At 62.7% G+C, this 26,088-nt stretch carries 23 protein-coding genes; 13 read left to right on the top strand and 10 right to left on the bottom strand.

Annotated elements, in window-relative coordinates; all coding sequences use genetic code 11:
• The first annotated feature begins 95 nt into the window (after positions 1 to 95).
• From AC6H0W_RS02235 to AC6H0W_RS02255, 5 genes are read left to right on the top strand one after another with little or no spacing between them, the layout of a single operon-like run.
• Positions 96 to 578 (top strand): formate dehydrogenase subunit gamma, encoded by a 483-nt coding sequence (locus AC6H0W_RS02235; RefSeq protein WP_497575483.1) that lies wholly within the window; start codon positions 96 to 98, stop codon positions 576 to 578.
• Positions 575 to 2,131: a formate dehydrogenase beta subunit gene (locus AC6H0W_RS02240; RefSeq protein ID WP_497575484.1), complete on the top strand. Its 1,557-nt coding sequence runs from the start codon at positions 575 to 577 to the stop codon at positions 2,129 to 2,131. The genes AC6H0W_RS02235 and AC6H0W_RS02240 overlap by 4 nt, the downstream gene beginning before the upstream one ends.
• 13 nt (positions 2,132 to 2,144) lie before the next feature.
• A complete protein-coding gene (fdhF, locus tag AC6H0W_RS02245) occupies positions 2,145 to 5,000 on the top strand; it encodes a formate dehydrogenase subunit alpha (RefSeq protein WP_497575485.1) in 2,856 nt (951 codons plus the stop codon).
• Entirely contained in the window at positions 4,997 to 5,851 is an 855-nt protein-coding gene (fdhD, locus tag AC6H0W_RS02250) for a formate dehydrogenase accessory sulfurtransferase FdhD (protein ID WP_497575486.1), read from the top strand. Before fdhF ends, fdhD begins: the two co-directional genes overlap by 4 nt.
• Positions 5,848 to 6,147, top strand: a complete 300-nt coding sequence (locus AC6H0W_RS02255; protein WP_497575487.1) for a formate dehydrogenase subunit delta — start codon at positions 5,848 to 5,850, stop codon at positions 6,145 to 6,147. The genes fdhD and AC6H0W_RS02255 overlap by 4 nt, the downstream gene beginning before the upstream one ends.
• A 988-nt stretch (positions 6,148 to 7,135) precedes the next feature.
• Here AC6H0W_RS02255 and AC6H0W_RS02260 read toward each other — a convergent pair.
• The 5 genes from AC6H0W_RS02260 to AC6H0W_RS02280 all read right to left on the bottom strand — a co-directional run bounded on the left by AC6H0W_RS02260 (position 7,136) and on the right by AC6H0W_RS02280 (position 13,713).
• Entirely contained in the window at positions 7,136 to 9,601 is a 2,466-nt protein-coding gene (locus tag AC6H0W_RS02260; RefSeq protein WP_497575488.1) for a TIR domain-containing protein, read from the bottom strand.
• Positions 9,602 to 10,147: 546 nt separating this feature from the next.
• A complete protein-coding gene (locus AC6H0W_RS02265; RefSeq protein WP_497575489.1) occupies positions 10,148 to 10,912 on the bottom strand; it encodes an ABC transporter ATP-binding protein in 765 nt (254 codons plus the stop codon).
• Complete coding sequence (locus AC6H0W_RS02270) at positions 10,909 to 11,910, bottom strand: FecCD family ABC transporter permease (protein ID WP_497575490.1); 1,002 nt, start codon at positions 11,908 to 11,910, stop codon at positions 10,909 to 10,911. Before AC6H0W_RS02270 ends, AC6H0W_RS02265 begins: the two co-directional genes overlap by 4 nt.
• The gene (locus AC6H0W_RS02275; protein ID WP_497575491.1) at positions 11,910 to 12,962 is read right to left on the bottom strand and encodes an iron ABC transporter substrate-binding protein; all 1,053 of its coding nucleotides are present in this window, start codon (positions 12,960 to 12,962) and stop codon (positions 11,910 to 11,912) included. The genes AC6H0W_RS02270 and AC6H0W_RS02275 overlap by 1 nt, the downstream gene beginning before the upstream one ends.
• On the bottom strand, positions 12,943 to 13,713 hold the full coding sequence (locus AC6H0W_RS02280) for a molybdate ABC transporter substrate-binding protein (RefSeq protein WP_497575492.1): 771 nt from the start codon (positions 13,711 to 13,713) through the stop codon (positions 12,943 to 12,945). The genes AC6H0W_RS02275 and AC6H0W_RS02280 overlap by 20 nt, the downstream gene beginning before the upstream one ends.
• Positions 13,714 to 13,957: 244 nt before the next feature.
• On the opposite strand from AC6H0W_RS02280, the gene AC6H0W_RS02285 reads away from it, so the two are divergent.
• The 5 genes from AC6H0W_RS02285 (at position 13,958) to AC6H0W_RS02305 (ending at position 18,999) form a co-directional block, all read left to right on the top strand.
• On the top strand, positions 13,958 to 14,977 hold the full coding sequence (locus AC6H0W_RS02285) for a sulfate ABC transporter substrate-binding protein (protein ID WP_497575493.1): 1,020 nt from the start codon (positions 13,958 to 13,960) through the stop codon (positions 14,975 to 14,977).
• Positions 14,978 to 15,033: 56 nt separating this feature from the next.
• A complete protein-coding gene (cysT, locus tag AC6H0W_RS02290) occupies positions 15,034 to 15,864 on the top strand; it encodes a sulfate ABC transporter permease subunit CysT (protein ID WP_497575494.1) in 831 nt (276 codons plus the stop codon).
• 10 nt (positions 15,865 to 15,874) lie between these two features.
• Positions 15,875 to 16,792, top strand: coding sequence for a sulfate ABC transporter permease subunit CysW (gene cysW, locus AC6H0W_RS02295; protein WP_497575495.1), 918 nt, complete (start codon positions 15,875 to 15,877; stop codon positions 16,790 to 16,792).
• 28 nt (positions 16,793 to 16,820) lie between these two features.
• Positions 16,821 to 17,903, top strand: coding sequence for a sulfate/molybdate ABC transporter ATP-binding protein (locus AC6H0W_RS02300; RefSeq protein WP_497575496.1), 1,083 nt, complete (start codon positions 16,821 to 16,823; stop codon positions 17,901 to 17,903).
• Positions 17,904 to 18,063: 160 nt separating this feature from the next.
• Positions 18,064 to 18,999 (top strand): CysB family HTH-type transcriptional regulator, encoded by a 936-nt coding sequence (locus AC6H0W_RS02305; protein ID WP_497575497.1) that lies wholly within the window; start codon positions 18,064 to 18,066, stop codon positions 18,997 to 18,999.
• Between the two features lie 2 nt (positions 19,000 to 19,001).
• On the opposite strand, the gene AC6H0W_RS02310 is transcribed toward AC6H0W_RS02305, so the two are convergent.
• From AC6H0W_RS02310 to AC6H0W_RS02320, 3 genes are all read right to left on the bottom strand, one after another.
• Entirely contained in the window at positions 19,002 to 19,475 is a 474-nt protein-coding gene (locus AC6H0W_RS02310; protein WP_497575498.1) for an HPP family protein, read from the bottom strand.
• A 5-nt stretch (positions 19,476 to 19,480) separates the two neighbouring features.
• Positions 19,481 to 20,686: an NAD-dependent formate dehydrogenase gene (locus AC6H0W_RS02315; RefSeq protein ID WP_497575499.1), complete on the bottom strand. Its 1,206-nt coding sequence runs from the start codon at positions 20,684 to 20,686 to the stop codon at positions 19,481 to 19,483.
• 166 nt (positions 20,687 to 20,852) lie between these two features.
• Entirely contained in the window at positions 20,853 to 21,764 is a 912-nt protein-coding gene (locus AC6H0W_RS02320; protein WP_497575500.1) for a LysR family transcriptional regulator, read from the bottom strand.
• Positions 21,765 to 22,101: 337 nt separating this feature from the next.
• On the opposite strand from AC6H0W_RS02320, the gene AC6H0W_RS02325 reads away from it, so the two are divergent.
• Positions 22,102 to 22,701: an RBBP9/YdeN family alpha/beta hydrolase gene (locus AC6H0W_RS02325; protein WP_497575501.1), complete on the top strand. Its 600-nt coding sequence runs from the start codon at positions 22,102 to 22,104 to the stop codon at positions 22,699 to 22,701.
• On the top strand, positions 22,698 to 23,351 hold the full coding sequence (locus tag AC6H0W_RS02330; RefSeq protein WP_497575502.1) for a peroxiredoxin: 654 nt from the start codon (positions 22,698 to 22,700) through the stop codon (positions 23,349 to 23,351). The genes AC6H0W_RS02325 and AC6H0W_RS02330 overlap by 4 nt, the downstream gene beginning before the upstream one ends.
• Before the next feature lie 66 nt (positions 23,352 to 23,417).
• On the opposite strand, the gene AC6H0W_RS02335 is transcribed toward AC6H0W_RS02330, so the two are convergent.
• Both AC6H0W_RS02335 and AC6H0W_RS02340 read right to left on the bottom strand, forming a co-directional pair.
• Positions 23,418 to 25,031, bottom strand: a complete 1,614-nt coding sequence (locus AC6H0W_RS02335) for a PQQ-dependent sugar dehydrogenase (protein WP_497575503.1) — start codon at positions 25,029 to 25,031, stop codon at positions 23,418 to 23,420.
• Between the two features lie 159 nt (positions 25,032 to 25,190).
• On the bottom strand, positions 25,191 to 25,505 hold the full coding sequence (locus AC6H0W_RS02340) for a DMT family transporter (protein ID WP_497575504.1): 315 nt from the start codon (positions 25,503 to 25,505) through the stop codon (positions 25,191 to 25,193).
• Between the two features lie 266 nt (positions 25,506 to 25,771).
• Between AC6H0W_RS02340 and AC6H0W_RS02345 the strand changes: the two genes are divergently transcribed.
• Positions 25,772 to 26,086, top strand: a complete 315-nt coding sequence (locus tag AC6H0W_RS02345; protein ID WP_497575505.1) for a c-type cytochrome — start codon at positions 25,772 to 25,774, stop codon at positions 26,084 to 26,086.
• The last annotated feature ends 2 nt before the right edge of the window (positions 26,087 to 26,088 follow it).

Consider the following 26,088-nt stretch of genomic DNA (forward strand, 5'->3'; position numbering starts at 1 on the left):
TCGACTCATATGTTTTAAGTTGCATATGTGAAAAAGCAGCGGCGAAACCAGCTTATTCGAAAACGAACGCGTTTCAAGTTTTTCAGAGGACGAAGATGAACACCGCAAGCTCGACCTGGGACCGCGACAAGGTCCAGAGCATCATCACCGCGCTCAAGGACATGCCCGGCGCACTGATGCCCATCCTGCACGGCATCCAGGACGAAATCGGCTATGTGCCGGAAGAAGCCGTGCCGCTCATGGCAGAGGCCCTGAACCTGTCGCGCGCCGAAGTACACGGCACGCTGACGTTCTACCACCACTTCCGCACCACCCCGCCGGGCCGTCATCGCGTCGAGATCTGCCGCGCAGAAGCCTGCCAGGCCATGGGCGCCAACGCGCTCATCAAACACGCCAAGCAAACCCTGGGCGTCGACTTCCACGAAACCACCGCCGACGGGGCCATCTCGCTCGACCAAGTGTTCTGTCTGGGCAACTGCGCCTGTTCGCCCTCGATCATGGTCGACGGCGAGCTAATCGCCGAGGTCTCCACGGAATCCTTCGACGCCATCGTCGATTCGCTGAGGACCAAGCAATGACCGTTACCGTTTACGTTTCCCGCGACTCCACCGCCATCTCCAAGGGCGCCGACAAGGTCGCCCGCGCCATCGCCTTCGAGGCTGCCAAACGTGGCGCCACCATCAATCTCGTGCGCAACGGCTCGCGCGGCATGTTCTGGCTCGAGCCGCTGGTTGAAGTCAGCACGCCGCAAGGCCGCGTGGCCTACGGCCCGGTCAAGCCCGAAGACGTCGCCGAGCTGTTCGAAGGCAACTTCCTGTACGGCGGCCAGCACCACCTGTCGCTCGGCCTGACCGAAGAAATCCCGTACTTCGCCAAACAGCAGCGCCTGACTTTCGCCCGCGTCGGCATCACCGACCCGGTGTCGCTCGACGACTACATCGCCCACGACGGCTACCGTGGTCTGGCCAACGCGCTGAAGATGAGCGGCAAGGACATCGTCGAAGAAGTCGCCACCTCGGGCCTGCGCGGCCGCGGCGGTGCAGCCTTCCCGACCGGCATCAAGTGGCGCACCGTGCTGGGCGCCCAGGCCGATCAGAAATACATCGTCTGCAATGCTGACGAAGGCGACTCGGGCACGTTCTCCGACCGCATGATCATGGAAGGCGACCCCTTCGTGCTGATCGAAGGCATGACCATCGCCGGTCTCGCCGTGGGCGCGACCATGGGCTACATCTACCTGCGCTCCGAGTACCCTTACGCGGAAGTCGCGCTGAACGAAGCCATCGAAGTGGCCAACAAACGCGGCTACCTCGGTGAAGACATCCTCGGCTCCGGCAAGACCTTCCACCTCGAAGTGCGTCGCGGCGCCGGTGCCTACATCTGCGGCGAAGAAACCTCGCTGCTCGAGAGCCTCGAAGGCAAACGCGGCATGGTGCGCTTCAAGCCGCCCCTGCCCGCCCTCGAAGGTCTGTTCGGCAAGCCCACCGTCGTCAACAACGTCATCTCGCTGGCCAGCGTGCCGGTGATTCTCGACAAGGGCGGCGCCAACTACCAGGAATACGGCGTCGGTCGCTCGCGCGGCACGCTGCCGTTCCAGCTCGCCGGCAACATCAAATACGGCGGTCTGGTGGAAGTCGGCTTCGGCATGACCATCCGCGAAATGCTGTACGACTTCGGCGGCGGCTCGGCCACTGGCCGCCCGATTCGCGCCGTGCAGATCGGCGGCCCGCTCGGCGCCTATGTGCCCGAATCCAACTTCGATCTGCCGCTCGACTACGAAGCCCTCGCCGCCAAGGATGCAATGCTTGGTCACGGTGGTTTCGTGGTGTTCGACGACACCGTCGACATGGCCGAAATGGCCCGTTTCGCGATGGAGTTCTGCGCACTCGAATCCTGCGGCAAATGCACCCCCTGCCGTATCGGCTCGACGCGCGGCGTCGAAGTCATCGACAAGATCGTCGAAGGCAAGGACCGTCCCAAGCAAGTCATCCTGCTGCGCGAGCTCTGCGACACCATGCTCGGCGGCTCTCTGTGTGCACTTGGCGGCATGGCGCCGTTCCCGGTTCTGAGTGCGCTCAATCATTTCCCCGCGGATTTCGGCATCGCCGAACCCGCAGGCAAAGCAGCCTGACCAGGAGGCCAACATGATCTACCAACTCAACGACATCGATTACGGCACCCCCGCCAGCGTCTCCGAGACTCTCGTGACGCTGACCATCGACGGCGTGTCGATTTCCGTGCCTCAAGGCACCTCGGTCATGCGCGCAGCAGCCGAAGCCGGCATCAACATTCCGAAGCTGTGCGCCACCGACAGCCTCGAGCCGTTCGGTTCGTGCCGTCTGTGCCTCGTCGAAATCGCCGGCCGTCGCGGCACGCCCGCCTCGTGTACCACTCCGGTGGACGAAGGCATGGTCGTCAACACGCAGACCCCGAAGCTGGCCGACATGCGCCGCAACGTGATGGAGCTGTACATCTCCGATCACCCGCTCGACTGCCTGACCTGCTCGGCCAACGGCAACTGCGAACTGCAAGACATGGCCGGTACCGTAGGCCTGCGCGAAGTGCGCTACGGCTACGATGGTGAGAACCACCTGAACGACACCAAAGACGAGTCCAACCCGTACTTCTCGTACGACCCGTCCAAGTGCATCGTCTGCAACCGCTGCGTGCGTGCTTGCGAGGAAACCCAGGGCACCTTCGCGCTGACCGTGGATAGCCGCGGCTTCGCCTCGCGCATCTCGCCGTCACAGTTCGATTCGTTCATGGATTCCGAGTGCGTGTCCTGCGGCGCCTGCGTGCAGGCCTGCCCGACCGCCACGCTGATGGAAAAATCGGTCATCGAGCTCGGCCAGGCCGAGCACGCCGTGATCACCACCTGCGCCTACTGCGGCGTTGGCTGCTCGTTCAAGGCAGAGGTCAAGGGCGAGACCGTGGTGCGCATGGTTCCGGACAAGAACGGCAAGGCCAACATGGGCCACTCGTGCGTCAAGGGCCGCTTCGCCTGGGGCTACGCCACCCACGCCGACCGCATCACCAAGCCGATGATCCGCAAGAAGATCACCGATCCGTGGCAGGAAGTGTCGTGGGAAGAAGCCATGACCTACGCCGCTTCCGAAATGAAGCGCATCCAGGCCAAATACGGCCGTGGCGCCGTCGGCGGCATCACCTCGTCGCGCTGCACCAATGAAGAAGCCTACCTCGTGCAGAAACTGGTGCGTACGGCCTTCGGCAACAACAACGTCGATACCTGCGCCCGCGTCTGCCACTCGCCCACCGGCTACGGCCTGAAGGTCACCATGGGTGAATCGGCCGGCACGCAGACCTTCGAATCGGTCATGCACTCCGACGTGATCTTCGTCATCGGTGCCAACCCGACCGACGGTCACCCGGTGTTCGGCTCGATGATGAAGCGCCGCCTGCGCGCTGGCGCCAAGCTGATCGTTGCCGACCCGCGTCAGATCGATCTGGTGAAGTCCGCCCACATCAAGGCCGACTACCACCTCAAGCTGCGCCCGGGCACCAACGTCGCGCTGGTCACGTCGATGGCCCACGTCATCGTCACCGAAGGCCTGCTCAACGAATCCTTCATCGAAGAGCGTTGCGACCTCGAGTCCTACGAGACCTGGAAGCGCTTCGCTGCACGTGAAGAAAACAGCCCGGAAGCCATGGAATCGGTTACCGGTGTTCCCGCCCAGCTGATCCGTGAATCGGCCCGCCTGTTCGCCACCGGCGGCAACGCGGCCATCTACTACGGCCTCGGCGTCACCGAGCACGCTCAGGGTTCGACCACCGTCATCGGTATCGCCAACCTCGCCATGGCCACCGGCAACATCGGTCGCAAGGGCGTCGGTGTGAACCCGCTGCGCGGTCAGAACAACGTGCAGGGCTCGTGCGACATGGGCTCGTTCCCGCACGAACTGCCGGGCTATCGTCACGTTTCCGACAGCGTCGCACGTGCTGAATTCGAAGCCGTGTGGGGCGTTCCGCTCGACGGCGAGCCGGGTCTGCGCATTCCCAACATGTTCGACGCTGCCCTCGACGGCACCTACAAGGGCATGTACGTGGAAGGCGAGGACATCGTTCAGTCCGATCCGAACACCCAGCACACCACGGCCGCTCTGGAGCAGCTCGAGTGCCTGATCGTGCAGGATCTGTTCCTGAACGAAACCGCCAAGTACGCGCACATCTTCTTCCCGGGCGCGTCCTTCCTCGAGAAAGACGGCACCTTCACCAACGCCGAACGCCGCATCTCGCGCGTCACGAAGGTCATGACCCCGCTGGCCGGCTACGCCGACTGGGAAGTCACGCAGATGTTCTCGAACGCGCTGGGCTACCCGATGAACTACAGCCACGCGTCCGAAATCATGGACGAGATCGCTGCCCTGACGCCGACCTTCCACAACGTGTCGTTCAAGCGCATCGAAGAGCTGGGCTCCATCCAGTGGCCGTGCAACGCCGACGCACCGGAAGGTACGCCGACCATGCACATCGACCAGTTCGTGATCGGCAAGGGCAAGTTCGCCCCGACGCGTTACGTCGCCACCGACGAGAAGGTGACGCAGCGCTTCCCGCTGATCCTGACCACCGGCCGCATCCTGTCGCAGTACAACGTCGGTGCGCAGACTCGCCGTACCCACAACTCCATGTGGCACAGCGAAGACCGTCTGGAAATCCACCCGCACGACGCCGAAGATCGCGGCATCAAGACGGGCGACTGGGTCGGCGTACAAAGCCGTGCGGGCGAAACCGTGCTGCGCGCAGTGATCACCGACAAGGTGCAGCCGGGCGTGGTCTACACCACGTTCCACTTCCCCGAGTCGGGCGCCAACGTCATCACCACCGACAACTCGGACTGGGCCACCAACTGCCCCGAGTACAAGGTCACTGCGGTGCAGGTCATGCCGGTATCGCAGCCGTCGGAATGGCAGAAGGGCTTCCAGCGCTTCACCGAAGAGCAGCTTGCGCTGCTCGATGAAGCCCGCGAGCCCAGCGCGCAATGACCATCTGCGCTGCACCGGCTCGGGAAACCGGGCCGGTGCAAACCTGGAGCACCTGTAGCGTCGATCGCTGGAAAGGTGGCAACACCACCACCAGCATCGACAAGGTGGCCGAGGAAGTCCCGGTCGCGCTGGTGTTCAACGGCATCTCCCACGCGGTGATGCTGGCGACGCCGGCCGACCTGGAAGACTTCGCGCTGGGCTTCAGCCTGTCCGAAGGCATCCTGCACGATCGCAGCGAGCTCTACGACATTGAAGTCGCGCAGGTCGGAAACGGCATCCAGGTGGACATGCAGATCGCCACCGAACGCTTCGTATTGCTGAAAGAGCGCCGTCGCAACCTGACCGGGCGTACCGGTTGTGGGCTGTGCGGTGTCGAAACGCTCGAACAGGCCGTGCGCCACCCCGCGCCGGTCTCGGTCGAGTTGAATGTGCGCAGTGAAGCGGTGCATCGCGCCATGGCTGCCCTCTCCGGCGGTCAGGCCCTGAACCAGCTGACCGGCGCCGTTCACGCCGCCGCCTGGGCTCAGCCCGACGGCAGTGTGTCGCTGGTACGTGAGGACGTCGGTCGCCACAACGCGCTCGACAAGCTGCTTGGCGCCATGGCCAGCGCAGGCATCGATCACGACAAGGGTTTCGTCGTCATCACCAGCCGCGCCAGCTACGAGATCGTGCAAAAAGCCGCCACCCGCGGCATCGGCATGGTCGCCGCCATCTCCGCACCAACCGGCCTGGCCATTCGCATCGCAGACGAAGCAGGTGTAACGCTACTGGGATTCACAAGGGGAGAAGGGCACGTCGTCTATGCCCACCCGGAACGACTTATCGCTACGCATTCAGGAACCTCCGCATGAGCACGAACCACTACGCAACGCTGATCAAGATGGCCAACCAGATCGGCTCCTTCTTCGAGCCCGAAGTCGCCATCGAAGTGGCCGCCGACGACACCGCCGGCCACATCAAACGCTTCTGGGACCCCCGCATGCGCAAGCAGCTCATCGGGTACATCGACGAGCACGGCGACACCGAGCTGCTGCCGGTCGTCGCCACCGCCCTCAAGCGCAACCGCAACGCCCTGCTGGGCGGCAAGCAAGAGATCCACGAAGAAGAACGCTGGGTCGGCCCCCCGGGGGCCGGCGACGCGGGCTGAAAAGCTGTGTGATCGAGCAAAAGAAAGCCGGCGGAAACGCCGGCTTTTTCGTTCACGTCTGCGTGCGGTTCAGACCGAATAGGCCGCATGACAACCACCGTCAGGACCCGGCTGTGTGGTAATTACAGTCGTCACATGTACGAGTTCCTCAAGTCCAGCACCTTCTATGCTTGCTAGCTAGCTGCGCGACCACCGTCGCTGTCACTCATATTCAGGCACGGTTGGAGCGCGTCGCTGCTGGCAACCACGGCGTCGCAAAACTCGGGGGCTTAGGCACCTTTGAACTGCGAATCAACCATGGGTAGGGCCTACCACGCAGCGCGGTCCGGTAGTCATCATCTTGCTGTGCGATGGTGACTAATCGTCGCAGTCACTGCGACATCGAGAAGGCCAAGGCCTGTCGCCGCACTTTGGACGGGTTGAACCATTAGAAACTTTCAGCCGTAATGAAAGCGCCGATTAACTCAAGATGCGTGGCTCCAAGCAGTGATGAAAGACGATGGCGACGCCCCCCTTTTTTGCCGTCCGTGTGCTAAGTGTTACTGCACGAGACCGCAATCTCCCCCAACTCACACGCGATGTCGGCATGCTCGAAAGAGAGCTAGCGAACCCGTGAGAGCCACAGAAGATTGTAAATCCGAGATCTGACCCCAAAAATTCTTTGACCCTAAGAACGCTTCTGCGAAAAGTACCTGCACCACTACAATAATGAGCACCCGCATCCGGGACGGATGATCGAAGGGAGAACGCTTGCTCAAATGTTCGAAGCGGGCACTACTGACCAACCCGACGATATGATTCCGGACGCTACCGCTCGGGGCCGGTGTAAGGTGAATACTTGACCAGTAGTGCGCACCGCCTTGACCTTGAACTTTGCCGTGTTGCACACACGCGCCTTGTTGGTTTCCATTAACACCTCCATCTGCGTCTTATTCTGAGGCGCAAAAGTGTCTAGAAAACCTGGAGGGATTCAAGGTATTTTGAATTGTCACATCCTAGACATCGAGTCGAGTCGCTCATTCAGCCGTAGCAACGCTGATGGAATGAGCCCCTTGAGCTCTGTCCTGACTAACCGATCAGCTAGTTCACGCTTCCCGTCCATCGCCAACAACATCGCTTTGAAGCGCACAAACGTGCGATAGCTTTGTGCGTTTGGCGCGATGTTGTGTTCTAACGCCGTAACCGCTTCGCGCAACTTTTCCGCATTTGTGAAACGAACCGCCAAGTCAGCCTTTGTCAGAAGCGGGTAATCTATCTTTGGATGGCGAATGATCGCATCTTCGATCAATCGCATGCTCTCCTCCTCATCCTCATCGTAATAAGCTACGATCCGCGCCCTCATGGAATCTGTCATTTCACGTGCGCGCTCAGAGGAGTCGATCGCCAACCTCTCAATTATTCCCTCTAGAGTTTTGCGGTTAGATTCGCTACGCGGCTTCATAATCAAGCAGGCGAAATAGTTATTTGCATTAATCGGGTTTGATGGGCGATTTTCGTAATTTTCCCTAGCAAGTTCTAACGCCTTTTCATACTCATCGCTTTGCATGTAAACCAACACGAGCTCCCCTACAACGCGCGGGTCCTTTCTTCCGGCATTGCGCTGTAGCACTCTCGTTAGATTCTCTTCCGCCCTCGCATAGTCACCCGACAATCGATAATAGAATCCATAAAGGAAGGATCTGTCGGGATCGTGGACTTTGCGAACCTCATCGAAAAACCGCGATGATTTTAGTCTGGCTAAGGATTGGCATTGAATGAATCGAACATGATTCACGGTATTGATGTGGAGGTATCGCTCTCTAGCAAGCACCCGATCTGCTAGCTCTACTGAATCTGAGTAGTTTCGCTCTTCGTCGTAAATTCGTTTAATGGTTTTTACAAATACAGACGGGAGCAGCATGTCTTCAGGAAGTTCGTTTCCCGCCCTGAGCGCCTCTTGCGCCGAAAACAGATAGTCAGAAACATCGTGACCATCATCGTCATACTGCTCAACGAAGCGACTTACATGGCGTTTAATGGACTCCTCAAACTCTACTGGGACGCCAAATCTGTTTCTACTGACATAATCGCGTATGACTTCGTTCACACGAATATAGTCAGAAGATGTGCCTAAACGCTCACACACTGAAGAGGCAAGCAAAGAATTCAATGCTGACGCATATTCGGCCTCAGGGACAATGTCAAAAAGGACGTCGTAGCTAAGAAATTCAAATCGACTGAGGAGGTAAATCAGGTCGCGCTCAGTTTTACGATCTTGATACCGTTCTAGAACGATTTGGGCTTTATCAGAAGCGTACTGTTGAATTGTGTGCGAGTTCCTCTTGGCCTGGAACAAACCGTCGTCTTTTATCATGTCGACAGCAAACAGAACCTGTTCCGGCAAGCCCGTAAGTAGGTCTGAAAAGAACGCTAATTCCTCTCTAGGAAGATCCAGCGATTCGAAGCGAGCGTATCGGTTCAGCAAACCGTTACGCTCGGGCATGTCCATTTCCCTTACTGCAACGGCAAAAACCGAGGGATTGGTTCGGTTTAGCGACGCTTTAGGCCTGAACTGACTTGCAATGCAGAACGCAAGATGTGAGTGGGGTCTAAGATAGTCCAGCAACTCCGAGAACCAATCCACCAGATCGCCCGTTCCTTGAATAAGCACGCCATGATCTTCAATCAGTATCCTCTCACGCTCTCTCACGATCACAGAAGCGGCACTCTTTGCCAAACCTACCTTCTCGGATACTTCTAGTCTCGCTAATGAAGGAAGATCATCGTCAAGAAATCCCAAATCCGCGATTTTAATTAGGAAATCTTCAATGTTGTCTAGTGGAGCTAGCGTAATTTGAGGGAATTCGTACGAATCTCGAACAATAGAGGATTTTTTTACTGCTTTTTGCAATAAGGTTTTTCTGCCTATTGAAGGTAGTCCGGAAGCAATCAGAGCTACTGGGGTATCCCGATTGAAGTCGTCAAGGCGCTCCTCGATTTGCTCTATTAGGTCGTTTCGGCCAACGAATATTTCGCGGCGCTCGCGGAGTCGAGGATGACTCTGCCAAGAAAGTTCGAGGAGTCGAGCATTTATTTTTCGAGCTGCGATTGTGGGTTTAAAAATAGGTTGAATATTCAACGACTCGCGCATCCATTCTGGAATGCGCTCATCGTCATGACGCACATTTCTGTCGATGATAATGGGGTATATCCGTTGGATTTGCCCTGCGTCAAATCGCGTTTTTGCACTTGCAAGCTCTTCTCTAACCCATCTTGACTCCAAAGCAGCAGATGAGATGAATATTACGAATAGTGTGCTTTCGTCTAGTCCATGAGAGATCTCAGCGGCAGTCTGCATGCCAGCCTCAAAAGTTTCTTCGTCAAATACTTTAACCTCTGTCCTAATTCGTTCAGCGATTTGGCGAACATAGGATTGTTTGTCGCGAGAGCTGTGTGATAGAAAGCATTTGATCAAGACATTCTCCAAAATCGAGTTCTTTTTCGTAAGGCAGCGGTGAGATGGAATCTATTCTCCGGCTGGATTAGACCCGCTTATGTTAGTTAATTTTTTGCTTGATTTTAGATCTTGATCTAATACCGGTTCAGAATTTTTCTTCTTATGCCGTCAGGCGCAGTTCTGTAGAGCACCGACGCGACAATGCGATTTGAGCTTGTGCCGCCTTCCTCCGCAGCTTCAGCAACGATCTGCGCGCTCACGATATTCATCGTCAATTCCCTTAAGCAATCATCTCCAGTTCATCCAGCTTCGATTCCGGCTTCATCAACGCACCATCCCCTTAGACCGAAAACACGCTCTTCTGTCTAGCCTCCCACCCGTATACATCACTTACGCCTTTCGGGATGGTGACTTGGAGTCGTTGTGACAGCGTGCTAGTGAAATTCATCTCCGAACTCACGGCTGCGTCTTGTCTTCACAAGAATATGCCGTTTTGCTGCTCGTTTCCACGGCAGCACAATCCACATCAATCGTCGGCATGCGCTAGCCTTCACGTGCAGGTGCTCACTCCGCCACAAAGAACGCCCTCTCATGCGCCGCATCCCGCAGCGCGGCGACCTCCGTCCCATACATTCCCGCCAACGCTTCAGCCGTCAGCACCTCTGCCGCCACTCCATCCGCCAGCACCCGCCCGTTGCGCATCAGCATGGCGTGGTCGGCGTAGCGCAGCGCGTGGTTGGGGTCGTGGGTGGTGAAGATTACGCCGAGGCCCTCGCTGGCGAGGCGGCGCATTTCGCGCAGGACGCGGCCCTGGTTGCCGAAGTCGAGGCTGGCGGTGGGTTCGTCGAGGAGGATGAGAGCCGGCTCTTGCGCGAGGGCGCGGGCGATGAGGGCGAGTTGGCGTTCGCCGCCGGAGACGCGGTGCAGGGGCTGGTCGGCGAGGTGCGCGACGCCCATGCGGGTGAGGCAAGCGTCGGCCACTTCGCGGTCGTGACGCGACGGCGGTGACCACAAACGGCCGTGGGCGGTGCGGCCGAGCAGGACGATCTCGCGCACCGAGAAGCCGAAGGTGGAGGATGCGTGCTGCGGCACGTAGGCCATGCGGCGGGCACGGTGGGTGACGCTGAGTTGCGCCAGCGGCACGTCGTCCAGCCGCACTTCGCCGCTCAATGGCTCGATGAGGCCGAGCAGGGTTTTGAGCAAGGTGCTCTTGCCGCAGCCGTTGGGGCCGAGCAGGGCGACGACCTCGCCGGGGCGGATGGCGAAGTCGAAGCCGGCGCCGACCACGCGGCGGCCGTAGCCGATGGACAGCGCGTGCGCGGCGATCATGCCCAGCTCCGGTGCGCGTGGCGTAGCAGCCAGATGAAGAAGGGCGTGCCGATCACGGCGGTGAGCAGGCCGAGCGGGATTTCCACCGGCGCCATGGTGCGCGCCAAGGTGTCGATGAGCAGCAGGAAGCCGCCACCCAGCACGGCGCTGGCGGGCAGCAAGCGGCTGAACGACGGGCCGACCAGAAAGCGTGCGATGTGCGGCACCACCAGCCCCACCCAGCCAACCACACCGGCCAGCGCCACGCCGGCGGCGGTGACCAGCGTGGCCGCAGCCACCAGCACGATGCGCAGCCGCGTGGTGGGCGCGCCCAAGGCACGGGCTTCCTCTTCGGGGAGCGACATCACATCGATGCGGTGGCGCAGCAGCATGAGCAGCGCGCCGCCGGCCAGCACCGGCCACAGCAGCGCGGCCAGATCGCCCGCCGTGGTGCCGGCCAGGCTGCCGAGCAGCCAGAAGGTGATGGCGGGCAACTGGTTGTAGGGGTCGGCCAGATATTTGACCAGCCCGATGCCGGCACCGAGCAGCGAGCCGATGACCACGCCAGCCAGAATCAACACCAGCACCGGGTCACCCTGGCGCAGCGAACTGCCCACGGCATACACCACGCCCACGGCCAGCAGGCCGCCGGCAAAGGCTGCGGCCTGGATGCCGAACACGCCGAACGAGAAGAAGATGCCCAGCACCGCACCAAGCGCGGCCCCCGCGGACGCACCGAGAATGTCGGGCGACACCAGCGGATTGCGGAACAAGCCCTGGAACGTGGCGCCGGCCACGGCCAGCCCGGCGCCCACCGACAACGCCGCGATGATGCGCGGGCCGCGGATCTGCAACAGCACGGTTTCCGCGGTGCCGGGCGGCACGTCGTCGGGGCGGGTGAGCCAGTCGCTCACGGCCTGAAGGATGTCGCCGGCGCCCAGCCCGTAACGGCCCACCGACAACGCCACCACCACGCCCAGCGCCAGCACACCCCACGCCGCGAGCGCGCCGCCGCGCATCAGCCGCGCCCTTCGAGCACGGCGGCGATCTGCGCCTCACTGGGCTCGACCTGATAGAACAGCGTGTAGAACTCGCGCGTGAGCGCGGCCAGGTCTTCGGGGAAACGCTCGGGATGCACCTTCTGGCCAAGCCAGAACAGCCCCGGCAGGCGATTGACGCTGGGCGGGAAATCCACCCAGCCGAAGGGCAACTTGGGTGACAGATGCACGCGGCCGTTGCGCACCGCACTGACGCCGGCCCACACCGAGTCACGCCGCACGGCTGCAGCGAAGTCACGGTCGATGGTGATGATGACTTCAGGGTCCCACCACAGCACTTCTTCCAGCGGCACGTTGGCGAGCCCGCCGGGCATGCGCATGCCGAAATGCGTGAAGCCCATGAAGTCCAGCGCTTCGACGTTGATCGAGCCGGACAGCCCGGTCTCCAGCCCGCGCGGGCCGCGGGCGTAATACACGCGGGGGCGTTCGCTGGCGCCGGCAAGGCGTTCGCGCACGGTGGCCATGGCACGCTCAGCCCACGTGGCGAGTTGCTCGGCGCGTTGTTCGCGGCCGGTCAGACGGCCCAGAGCACGGTAGGTGTCGGGAATGGCTTCGAGGCGGCCATCGAACAGCGCATAGGGGATGCCGGTCTGGCGTTGCACGCGTTCGGCCAGGTCGATGTAGGTGCCGCGTACCGAACCGGAGTCGATGATGAGGTCGGGCTTCAGCGCCAGCACGCTCTCAAGGTTGGCCGTGCCGCCCCGGCCGGTGAGGCGCCCCACTTCCGGCCGCTCGCCAATGCCGGGCAGCAGGTAGGCCAGCTCCTCGGCACGGTTGGCACGCGGCCAGCCGGCGAGCAGGTCGGGGGCCAGCGTGTACAGCAGAATGGCGGCCGGGCCGCCGGCCGGAAACACCAGGCGCACCGGGCCCTTGCGTGTCACCGTGCGGCGCGCGCCATCCAGCACCTCGACGGGCGCAGCCAGGCACCACGGCGCAAGCGCTGCCGCGCCCAGGCCCGCCAGCACGCGGCGGCGAGCCGGGCTCAACGGCCGATCAAATGGCTCCGAAACCATGACGCTTGAACACCTCCTGTGCCTCCGGCGACAGGATGTATTCTGCCAGCGCCGTGGCGGCGGCAGGCGCGCCATCGCGCACCGTCATGCCGTAGGCCGCACCCACTGCCAGCTCGGCCGGAATCTCGACGATGCGCAGCTTGGGCGACTCTTGCTGCGCGGCGACGGCATTGGTGCAGTAGGTCAGGAAGACATCGGCCTTGCCCTCGTCCATCACCCACGCGTAGGGGTTGCGGCCTTCCGGCGCCTTGGCCGAATCCGGCCCGCCAGTGAGCTTGAGCGCCTTGGCGTCGAGCGCCTTGAAGGCACCCGCGCGCACCTTGTCGGCTTTCTCGAACAGCGCCCAGGCGTAATCACCGGAGGGGTCGGCCTTGGGTGTGGAGGCACCCAGCTTGATGGCCGGGTCGAGCATGGCGTCCAGCAAGCTGGCGCTGTCGGCCTTAACGGCGGCCTGCGTGAGTGCGCACAGGTTGTTGCGCGTGAACACCACCGGCTCCGCCCAACCGCCGGCCTTGGCGAGCTGCGCCGGGTGCGAGGTGTTGGCCGAGGCGAACACCTGCGCCGGCTCACCCTTTTCGATGCGCTCGCGCAGCAGACCCGAAGGACCGAAGGTGCCGGCCACGGCTTGGCCGGTCTTGGCGGTGTAGTTCTTCGAGACCTCGGTGAGTACGGCGCGCAGGCTGCCCGCGGCGTACAGGCTGACGTCGGACGATTGCGCCAATGCGGCACCGGAATACGCACAGACAGCCATCGCGCAGCTCAGATATTTAAGGTTCATGGGAGTCGGCCCCGAGGAAGATGAAGTCTGGATGCTAGGCAGAGCTGTGCATACCAACCATAAGGACAACTACGAAATGAAGTGATTTGCATAGCGCGGCGGCTAATCACTTTTTGTGCATAGCTAGCGAGTTTTGCTTGGTTCCTAACTTTATAACCGGAACTTACAGTTCTCCCCACACGAAATGCTTTCAATCGCATATCACTTGGAGAACATCATGGCAGCACCTCGCTTCCGCACCCTGATCACCGCAGCACTGGCCGCCGCAACCTTGGGCACCGCCGCGCTGGCCAGCGCACAGACCATCCTCAACGTGTCGTACGACCCGACGCGTGAGTTCTATCGCGAATTCAACGCCTCGTTCCAAAAGGTCTGGCAGGAGAAGAAAGGCAGCTCGCCGACCATCCGCCAGTCGCATGGCGGCTCGGGCAGCCAGTCCAACTCGGTCATCAACGGCCTCGACGCCGACGTGGTGACGCTGGCGCTGGCCTATGACATCGACGTGCTGCACGACAAGGGCGAGTTGATTCCGAGAGACTGGCAGGCGCGCCTGCCGAAGAACAGCTCGCCCTACACCTCCACCATCGTGCTGCTAGTGCGCAAGGGCAACCCCAAGAACATCAAAGATTGGGACGACCTCGCGCGTGACGGCGTGCAGGTGATCACGCCCAACCCGAAGACCTCCGGCGGTGCGCGCTGGAACTACCTGGCAGCGTGGGGCTACGCGCTGGAGAAGTACGGCTCCGAAGAGAAAGCCTACGACTTCGTGAAGCAGATCTTCAAGAACGTGCCGGTGCTTGATCCGGGTGCGCGTGGCGCCACCAACACCTTCGTTCAGCGCAAGCTCGGCGACGTGTTCATCGCCTGGGAGAACGAAGCCATTCTGTCGGTCGAGCAACTCGGCAAGGACGGCGAATTCGAGCTGGTCGTGCCCTCGACCTCGATCCTCACCGAGCCGCCGGTAACCATCGTCGACAAGAACGTCGACCGCAAAGGCACCCGTGAAGTCGCGCAGGCCTACCTCGAGCATCTGTATTCGGAAGAAGCCCAGCGTCTGGCCGGCAAGCACTACTACCGCCCGACCAACGAGAAGATCGCAGCCGAGTTTGCCGACCAGTTCCCGAAGGTGAAGCTATTCACCATCGATGATGTGTTCGGTGGCTGGCGCACCGCCCAGCAGAAGCACTTCAACGACGGCGGCGTGTTCGACCGCATCCTGCGCGAAATCAACAAGTAATCCGCTGAACCGACCGGGCGGCCCCACGAGGGCCGCTTCGGCGTTGGAGTCTTTCGATGGCCATTGCACTACGACAACACAGCGTGCTCCCCGGCTTCGGCATCACCATGGGGCTGACGCTGTTCTATCTCGGCCTGCTGCTGGTGGTTCCGGTGGCGGCGCTGCTTCTCTACACGGCCAGCATGAGCTGGGATGATTTCTGGCGCGCGGTCAGCGACCGGCAGGTGGTGGCTTCGTACAAGCTGTCGTTCGGCGCCTCGTTCGTGGCGGCACTGATCAATCTGGTGTTCGGTGCGCTGGTGGCGTGGGTGCTGGTGCGCTACCGCTTTCCGGGCAAGAAGATCGTCGATGCGCTGGTCGACCTGCCGTTCGCCATGCCCACGGCGGTGGCCGGCATTGCGCTGGTGACGCTGTATGCGCCCACCGGCTGGGTCGGGCAATACCTGACGGTGTTCGGCGTGCAGATTGCCTACACCTGGCTGGGCGTGGTGGTGGCGCTGACCTACATCGGCCTGCCCTTCGTGGTGCGCACGGTGCAGCCGGTGCTCGAAGACATCGACAAGGAAGTCGAAGAGGCCTCGGCCATCATGGGCGCGAGCCGCCTCACCACGCTGCGCCGCGTGATCATCCCCACGCTGCTGCCGGCACTGCTCACCGGTTTTGCGCTGGCCTTTGCGCGCGCGGTGGGCGAATACGGCTCGGTGATCTTCATCTCCGGCAACCTGCCCTTCCGCACCGAAATCACCCCGCTGCTGATCGTCGCCAAGGCCGAGCAGTTCGACTACCACGGCGCCGCGGCCATCGGCTCGGTGATGCTCATCGCCGCCTTCCTGCTTCTGCTGCTGATCAACAGCCTGCAGTGGTGGGCGTCGCGCCGCAGCCGCTGAGAGGAACCCCATGAGTATCGTGATTTCCGAAAACCCCTTCGACGACCGCACACAGCTGGGCGCGACCAACCCGCAGCCCTACGTGCCGGCGTGGCGCAAGGCCACTGAAGAGCCGGCCTGGGTGCGCCGCGTGCTGATCGGCGTGGCACTGAGCTTTCTGGCGTTGTTTCTGGTGCTGCCGCTGTCGGTGGTGCTGTGGAGCGCGTTCGAACAGGGCCTGAGAGTGTGGGCCGATGCCATCACCGAGGCTGACGCGGCGGCGTCCATCCGCCTGACGCTGCTGGTGGTGGCCATCGTGGTGCCGATCAACGTGGTGTTCGGCGTAGTGGCGGCATGGGCGATTGCCAAGTTCGAGTTTCGCGGCAAGTCCTTCCTGATCACCATGATCGACATGCCGTTCGCCATCTCGCCGGTGGTGGTCGGCCTGATCTTCGTGATCCTGCTCGGCTCGCAGGGCTGGCTCGGGCCGGCGCTGGCCGAACACGGCATCCGCATCATCTTTGCGGTGCCGGCCATCATCATCGTCATTGCCTTCGGCACCATGCCCTTCGTGGCGCGCGAGCTGATTCCGCTGATGCAGCAACAAGGCAAGGACGAAGAGGAATCTTCCCTGACGCTGGGCGCCAACGGCTGGCAGACCTTCTGGCGCGTGACGCTGCCCAACATCAAATGGGGCCTGCTGTACGGCGTGATTCTGTGCAACGCCCGCGCCATGGGTGAATTCGGCGCGGTAGCGGTGGTGTCTGGCCGTATCCGCGGTGAGACCAACACCATGCCGCTGCACATCGAGGTGCTCTATAACGAGTATCTCTACACCGCCGCCTTTGCCGTGTCGTCGCTGCTGGCCGCACTCGCCATCGTCACCATCGTGCTCAAGAGCCTGATCGAGTGGCGGGACGAGAAGCAGGGCCGCAAGCACGTCGCGTAAAATACCGAATCCTCAAGGAAAACAAGCAATGAGCATCCTGATCGAGAATGTGAACAAGCGCTTCGGCGATTTCGTGGCGGTCGACAACGTCAATCTGGCGCTGGCCGAAGGCGAGCTGACCGCGCTGCTGGGCCCCTCGGGCTCGGGCAAGACCACGCTACTGCGCATCATCGCCGGCCTGGAGCAACCCGATTCCGGCCGCATCCATTTCCACGGCGAAGACACCACCGACGTGCATGTCAGCCACCGCGGCGTGGGCTTCGTGTTTCAGCATTACGCGCTGTTCAAGCACATGAGCGTGTTCGACAACGTGGCCTACGGCCTCACCGTGCGCCCGCGCCGCTTCCGCCCCGACAAGGAAGAGATCAAGCGCCGCGTCATGAAACTGCTCGAACTGGTGCAGCTCGACTGGACGGCGCATCGCCTGCCCTCGCAGCTGTCGGGCGGCCAACGTCAACGCATTGCGCTGGCGCGCGCACTGGCGGTCGAGCCCAAAGTGCTGCTGCTCGACGAGCCCTTCGGCGCGCTGGATGCGAAGGTGCGCACAGAGCTGCGCCGCTGGCTGCGCCGCCTGCACGACGAGATTCACGTCACCAGCGTGTTCGTCACGCACGACCAGGAAGAAGCGCTGGAAGTCTCCGACCGCGTGGTGGTCATGAACAAGGGCAAGGTCGAGCAGGAAGGCTCGCCGGAAGAGGTGTACGATCACCCGGCCAACCCCTTCGTGTACAAGTTTCTCGGCAACGTGAACCTGTTCCACGCGCGTGTGAAAGACGGCCAGGCACGCATCGGCGAGCTCACGCTGCCGGTGCCCGAGCACGGCGAGCAGCGCGAGGGCGAAGGCTTTGCCTACGTGCGCCCGCACGAGATCGAGATTCTGCCCAACGGCGATTCGGGCGGCCTGCCGGCGGTGATCGAACTGGTGTCGGTGGTCGGCCCCACGGTGCGCCTGGAATTGCGCGTCGAAGGCGGCGAAGACCTGGTGCATGCCGAAGTGCCTAAGGAGCAGTTCCGCAGCCTCGGGCTGGTACAGGGCGGCGGCACGTGGATTCGCCCGCTGCGCACCCGCGTGTTTCTAGAGTCCGAGACGCTGCCGGGCATCGAGCGCTGACGACCGCCAGCCAGAAGCCAAAGAAAAAGCGCGGGTGCTCCACCTGCGCTTTTTTGTTTTTGTTCTAACGAAAGCAGTTTTTATACGTTTTAAAGCATTAAACCGCGGCGCATTATTCGATTTCGTGCAAACAAGGCACTGATTACGCAGGTTTAACGCTATGAACTTCCAGCAGCTTCGCATCGTCCGCGAAACCGCGCGCCGCAACTTCAACCTCACCGAAGTCGCCAACGCGCTGTACACCGCCCAGTCCGGCGTCTCCAAGCACATCAAGGATCTCGAGGACGAAATGGGCGTGGAACTGTTCGTGCGCCGCGGCAAGCGCCTGCTCGGCCTCACCGAGCCCGGCAAAGAGCTGCTGCCGATCGTCGAGCGCATCCTGCTCGACACGCAGAACATCAAGCGTCTGGGCGATCACTTCGCACAGCGCGACCAAGGCCAGTTGGCCATCGCCACCACCCACACGCAGGCACGCTACGCGCTGCCGCAGGTGGTCACGCGCTTCAAGCAGGAATTCCCCAAGGTGCATCTCGAGCTGCACCAGGGCGGGCCGGACGAAATCGTCGCCATGCTGCGCTCGGGTGAGGCCGACATCGGCGTGGCCACCGAAGCGCTCGGCGCCGAGGAAGACCTCGTGGCCTTCCCCTTCTACCAATGGCATCACGCCATCATCGTGCCCGACGGCCACTCGCTCACCCAGGCCGGCCCGCTCACGCTGCAGGCGCTGGCCGAGTGGCCGCTCATCACCTACCACGAGGGCTACACCGGGCGCTCGCGCGTGGATGCCGCCTTTGCCGCCGCCGGGCTGGCGCCCAACATCGTCATCACCGCACTCGACGCCGACGTGATCAAGTCCTACGTGGAGCTGGGGCTGGGTGTCGGCATCATCGCCGCGATGGCCTTCCACCCCGTGCGCGACGCCGGGCTGACGCTGATCGAGGCGCCCGAACTGTTCGAGCGCAACACCACGCTGATCGCCCTGCGCCGCGGCCATTACCTGCGCGACTACACGTACCGTTTTCTCGAATACTGCAGCGCGGAGCTGGCCGCCCCGCGCGTGAAGGATGCGCTGTTCCCGCGCGCGCTCGACGCCTGAGCTCACACGCGTACAAGCCGTTCGGAGAGCCAGCGATGTCCGCGCGCCAGCAGCACCAGCGCGCAGACACCGACCAGCGTCGGGAACAGCAAAAATTCCCAGCCCGGCTGAGCCAGGCCAATGATGATCGGGTTACTTCCCGCCGGCGGATGCACGGTTTTTGTCAGCGTCATCACGACGAAGGCCAGCGCCCCGGCAATCGCAATGGCCACCCACATCGGCAACGGCAGGTACAGACACAGCAGGCCCACCAGCGACGACAGGACATGCCCGCCAATCACGTTGCGTGGGGCGGAAAACGGGCTGGCGGGATGCCCGAACAGCAGCACGCAACTGGCCCCGAACGAGCCGAGCACCAGCGGAATTCCGCTCCAGTGCCCCAACCCGGCCACAATCAACAGCGCCATGAGAACGCCAAGGCCGGCGACAACTGCGCCGGCCCAGACGTTTGGCGCGAGCTTGGAAAGCTGCGCCATGTTGCTTACTTGTTGGCCTTGTACTTGGCGGCCTCGGCAGAGCCACCCGTAGCGTTACCGTCGCTGTAGGAGTGGGCGCCGACACCGGCCAGCTTGCCACCCTGAACGATCAGGTATTCGTCACGGATCGGACGGCCTTCGAAGTAGCACTCGAGGATTTCACGCGTGCCGGCGGCATAACGCGCCTGAGCCGACAGGCTGGTGCCCGAGATGTGCGGCGTCATGGCGTTGTGCGGCATGTGACGCCACGGATGGTCGTTGGGTGCCGGCTGCGGGAACCACACGTCACCGGCGTAGCCTGCGAGCTGACCGTTTTCCAGCGCTTCGACGATGGCGTCGCGGTCGCACAGCTTGCCGCGTGCGGTGTTGATCAGGTAGGCGCCGCGCTTGAAGTGCTTGAGCGACTCGCGGTTCACCATGTGCTCGGTTTCCGGGTGCAGCGGGCAGTTGAGCGTGACCACGTCGCACACCTTGGAGAGGCTTTCGAGCGTGCTGTGATAGGTCAGACCCAGCTCTTTCTCGACCGCTTCCGGCAGGCGGTGGCGATCCATGTAGTGCAGCTTGGTGCCGAACGGGTGCATCAGGCGCAGCACGCGCAGGCCGATGCGGCCGGCGGCGACGGTGCCGATGTTCATGGCTTCGACGTCATACGAGCGCGACACGCAGTCGGCGATGTTCCAGCCGCCTTTGAGCACCCAGTTGTGCGACGGCACGAAGTTGCGCACCAGCATCAGGATGGACATCACCACGTGCTCGGCCACGGCGTTGCTGTTGCAGTACGTGACTTCGGCCACGGTGATGTTGCGCTTGTTGGCGGCCTGAAGGTCGGTGTGATCGGAGCCGATACCGGCGGTCACGATCATCTTCAGCTTCGGTGCCTTGGCCATGCGCTCTTCGGTCATGTACGCCGGCCAGAACGGCTGCGAGATGACGATCTCGGCATCATGCAGTTCGCGGTCGAGAATGCTGTCTGCGCCGTCCTTGCTGGAAGTCACCACCAGTTCATGGCCGAGCGACTTGAGCCACTTGCGCAGGCCCAGCGCGCCCGACACCGAGCCGAGCAATTCACCGGGTTGGAAGTCGATGGCCTTGGGCGTCGGCAGGGTCTGGCCGTCGGGATACACCTCGGGTTGCGGGCAATCGTCGCGGGCGTACTTCGGGGGGTAACCGGTAACGGGGTCGTCGTACAGAACTACGATGATTTTTGCCATTTCTACACACTCCTTCGATTGAATTCGGGCGGGCACTGCCGCGTGCCGTATGGCAGCGAGGCAGTGCCGGAGGCGGCGGATGTGTCCGCTGCCTTCAATTCATCTTGGGAGTGATGGCGGTTGTGCGGCCAATCGTTTGATCTGACCTGCTGATCGGGTTGGCTTATCAAACCGCCAGCAAGGCATCGACCCGCGCCTGCAGGTCAAGCTCGCGAAATACGCTCACTGCGGCGTCGATGAGCGGGGTGCGGGGCTCACGCCGCATCAGCACCAGGCCGATCTCGCGGTGCAGTTCGGGGCGGATCGGAAGGGCGGTGAGTTCCTCGCGCATTTCGACCATGCACAAAGCGCTGTGTGGCACCACGCTGTACAAACCGGCGCACCGCACATGGGCGTAGATCGCCATCATCGAATCGGTTTCCACACGCGGCACGATTTCCAGACCGTGTCGCGCGAATGCGGCATCCACGCCGTGCCGGCACTGCATGTCGGAGGTCAGCAGGCACAGCGGCAGCTTCGCTACATCCTTCCAGCCGATGTGCGAACCACGCGGCATGTTGCAGCCGTCGCGCCCGATCAGCACGTAGCGCTCGCGGAACATGGGCACCGCCACCACCTCTTGCGGCAATTCATGCTCGAGATAGAGCAGACCCGCGTCGAGCTCGAAATTGGCCACGCGTCGGCACACGTCGGCAGCGGACAGGGTGCGCACCTGATAGCGCATGTTGGGGAAGCGTTCGAGGCAGGCGTCGGTCATCAGCGGCACCAAGGGCACCGTGGTGGGAATGGCGCCAAGGCGCAGCACGCCCACCGGGCCGTCGCCGCTTTGAGTGGCCGCCTGACGCAGCCCTTCGCAATCGGCCACCACGCGCCGGGCCCACGCCAGCACCCGTTCTCCATCCGGCGTGAAGCCTTCGAAGCGCCGCCCACGTCGCACGATCGACATGCCCAGCTCACGCTCGATGCTGCGTATCGCGCCGGACAGCGCTGGCTGGGAGACATTGCACGCCTCAGCCGCGCGACCGAAATGGCGCTCGCGCGAGAGCATGACGAGGTAGCCGAGTTGCCGGATGAACATGAACAATCCTCCACTGATCTTTCGCGAACCCAACGGTGCAAGCCCCGCCCAGCGCCCGGAAAGACGACTTTCATCAAACGCCGTGCAAGGACCGCGAAACCGCTTCACGAAGCTGCAGCAATCAACGCGCCCGGCAAGTGCTTGTATTCACGGGCAGGGCGGATGCCAACACCGCACCAACAATAAATCATACTTTGATATAAATGGCGCGATTTGCCTTCTTCGTCACGCAGACGGCAGCAACGCAGAGAAGCTGACAAGCAAGTCAGATTTACTTGGTTCGAGGGCGTGCACAGGGGCCGGAGACTGGGCACCTCGAACCATTTTCGGCACGGCTATGGCAACCACACTCATCGTTCCGGGGCTGCACGGCAGCGGGCCGGATCACTGGCAGACGTGGCTCGAGGCGCGCATTCCCCGGGCACGCCGTGTGCTGCAGGACGATTGGGCCACGCCCGACCTGCCGCGCTGGGCGGCGCAGGTGGAAAAGGTCATTGAGGCTTCGTCCGGGCGCATCGTCATTGTGGCGCACAGCTTCGGCTGCCTGGCCGCCAGCGTGGCCTGCGCCGCCCACCGCGACCGCATTGCCGGCGCGCTGCTGGTGGCGCCGGCCGACCCGGCGAAGTTCGGCGTGGGCAAGCTGCTGCCGGCCGAGCATCTGGGCTATCCGTGCGTGGTGGTGGCCAGCCGCAACGATCCGTGGGTGGCGTTGTCCACGGCACGAGCCTGGGCTGGCCGCTGGGGCTGCCGTTTCGTCGATGCCGGCGAAAAGGGTCACATCAATGCCGAGAGCGGTTTCGGCGCGTGGTTTGAAGGGCACGCGCTGTGGGCACAACTGGTTGCAGCGGATGCCCGCCCGATCCGCCCCTTCCTGCGCAGCGGCTCACCGTCTGCGCAGCCGTTTTCTGCAGTACGCATAAAGGAGGAACACGCATGAGCATCCATCTTGGCGATATCGCCCCCGATTTCGAGCAGGATTCCACCGAAGGCACCATCCGCTTTCACGAGTGGCTGGGTGACAGCTGGGCCGTGCTGTTTTCGCACCCGGCCGATTTCACGCCGGTCTGCACCACCGAGCTGGGCCAGACGGCCAAGCTGCGCGACGAGTTCAAGCGCCGCGGCGTGAAGGCCATCGCACTGTCGGTGGATCCGGTGGAATCGCACCGCAACTGGATCGGCGACATCAACGACACTCAGGGCACCGAGGTCAACTTCCCGATCATCGCGGATGCCGACCGCAAGGTGTCGCAGCTGTATGACTTCATCCACCCCAACGCCAGCGCCACGCTGACGGTGCGCTCCTTGCTGATCATCGACCCTGCCAAGAAGGTGCGCCTGATCATCACCTACCCGGCCAGCACCGGCCGCAATTTCGACGAGATCCTGCGCGTCATCGATTCGCTGCAACTCACCGACAACCACGCCGCCGCCACGCCGGCCAACTGGAAGCCGGGTGACGATGTGGTGATCGTGCCGTCACTGAAAGACGAAGACGAGATTAAGCGCCGCTTCCCGAAAGGCTACAAGGCGCTGCGCCCGTATCTGCGCCTGACGCCCGACCCGCGCGGCGGCGTCACCGGGCGCTGAGCACGCCACGGCACATGCAGCAAATGAAAAGCGCCCGGCGCATGCCGGGCGCTTTTTTCGTGCTGCTCAGTCGGCGGGTTGTGCCGGCACCAAGCGCAGCAGGCGCGCATTTTCACCGTCGGTGAGCACGTGGATCGAACCATCCGGTGCCACCTTTACGTCACGGATGCGCTCATCCAACTCGCCCAGCATGCGCTGCTCGCCGACGATGCGGCCGTTGTCACGCAGCACGCGGCGCACCTCGCGCGACACCAGCGCCGGCACCAGCAGATCTCCCTGCCAACCTTCAAACAGATCGCCGTCGTAAATCGCCAGCCCGGAGGGTGCAATGGAGGGCGTCCATTCAAATTCCGGAGGGGCGTAGCCGTCGAGCGCGCGGAACGGCGTGACGTGGGCGAAGGAGTAATCAATGCCGCCGGTGACCCACGGCCAGCCGTAGTTCTGCCCGGCGTGGATGCGGTTGAGCTCGTCGCCGCCACGCGGGCCGTGCTCGCTCACCAGCAATTGACCGTTGGACGGGTCGAACGCAATACCCTGCGGGTTGCGGTGGCCGAAGCTGTAGATCTCCGGCGCAGCATCGGCTCGATTCACGAAAGGGTTGTCGTCCGGCACCTGGCCATCGCGGTGCAGGCGCACCAGCGTGCCCAGATGGGTGGCGAGGTTCTGCGCCTCTTCACGCCACACGTTGCCGTCACCCACCGTCAGCACCAGCGTGCCATCGGGCAGAAAGGCCAGCCGGCCACCGTTGTTGCCGTTGCTGGCCTTGGGCGTGCCGTCGAAGAGAATGCGCACGTCGCTCAGCCGGTCGCCGTCGAGCCGCGTGCGCAGCAGCCGCGTGCCGTTGGCCTCGGCCGTGCCGTAGCTGGTAGTGAAATACAGCAGCGCGTTACTGGCGAAATCCGGGTCGACGGCCACTTCCATGAAACCGGTCATGCCGCCGGGGTGATACACGGGGGGCAGCCCGGATGTGTCGATCTCCGACACCGCGCCGTCGGCCCCGAGCGCCAGCACGCGCCCGGCCATTTCGGTCACCAGCCGTCGCCCGTCCGGCAAGAAGGCCACCGACCACGGCCGCGTCAGCCCTTCGGCCACGGTTTCCACGCTGTAGCGGGCGGGGTCTATGGCCGGCACCGGCTCCGCCTTGCCCGGCGCCGTGAGCACGAAGGACACCGCCGGCACAGCCAGCAACGCCACCCCGGCACCCAACCACACGCCGTTACCACCGCCGCGCAACGCGCCATGCGGCGGCGCGAGCCGCGCGAACACGAGGGCGCCCACGATGCCGGTAAGGCTCATCAAGGCCAGACCGCCCATTCCGCGCGTGGCTGATACCAGAGCCGGCATGGGCGTCACCTGCCCCAGAGCGGCAAATGCGGCCCACATTCCCGAAACCGCCAGCACGCTCGAGACCAGCGCACGCGCGCTCAGGCTGCGCCCTCGCATCAACAGATGCGCAAGCAGCAACGCCGGAATCAAGCCCCCCGCAGCGATGCCGGTCATCACCGGGCCGAAACGCGCGAGGTCCTCCAGCGTGACCGCCAGCCGCATCCCCCAAGACACCGGCAGGCCCGGCAAGATCAGCCCTGCGAAATTCACCTGCGACTGCACCAGCGTGGCCACCACGCCGGTCGCCAGCACGGCGGCCAGTAACGCCACCCCGATCCGGATCACGGCACTCATCGACACCCCTCGCTCATTCACGCACCCACGGCCCTGCCGGCCGGGCGTCCGTTCCAAGACAGCCTGTACGCGGCCATGTTCAATGCATGTGGTGCCGCAGCCCTGCCGAATGCACCCGGCCTCACGGCCGGATGCGAGCCTCTCAGCGCTGCGCGAAGCTCACGACGACAGCTTCATCAGCACGATGCCACTGACGATCAGCGCCGCCGCCAGCAACCGCAAGCCGTTGACCGGCTCACCCAGCACGAGGATGCCCACGCTGAATGCACCGACCGCACCGATGCCGGTCCAGATCGTATAAGCCGTACCCAAGGGAAGTGATTTCATCGACATCGCCAGCAGCACGAAGCTCGCGACCATGGTCACGAGCGTGACCACCGCGGGGCCGGGCCGGCTGAAGCCATCTGAAAGCTTCATCGAATACGCCCACACCACCTCCAGCACACCGGCAAACAACAACAGCATCCAGGCCATTTTGGCTCTCCTTTGCAAAGAGCCGGGCCGTCCCGGAATGTTGCCCACGGTGGGAGGGGTCGTCCCCTGGCGGCTACTTTACCCCACCCCGCTACAGGGGTGAAGCCCGGCCGTATCCGCCCGACGCCACTCACCCACAACGCATATCACCAAGAGTGCTATGTATCAAAGCATTACTTCGTTCCACGCATAAGCGGACCCACCTAGCATCGCGCACTGGACTCCCGTGCCGGAGCCGCTCGATTTCACCCAAGGAGCTTCAACCGATGAATGCAAACACGCACGCTTTCCGTGCCGTGCTGAGCGCCGCGCTGCTGCTTGGCGGCAGTGCCGCGCTGGCCGCCGAAGACCTGCAGGCGCGCGCCTGGGCCGCCACCTGCGCCGCCTGTCATGGCACCACCGGCAACGCCAACACCGGCATTCCGCCGATCGCCGGGCAGGATGCCCAACGCCTGTACACCGCACTGAAAGAGTTCAAGGAAGACAAGCGCGCGGCCACTGTGATGCACCAGCACGCCAAGGGCTACACCGACGACGAACTCCAGCGCCTGGCGAACCACTTCGCCCGCCAGAAACCCTGACC

It is taken from the genome of Pseudazoarcus sp. NS20 (assembly GCF_059703745.1).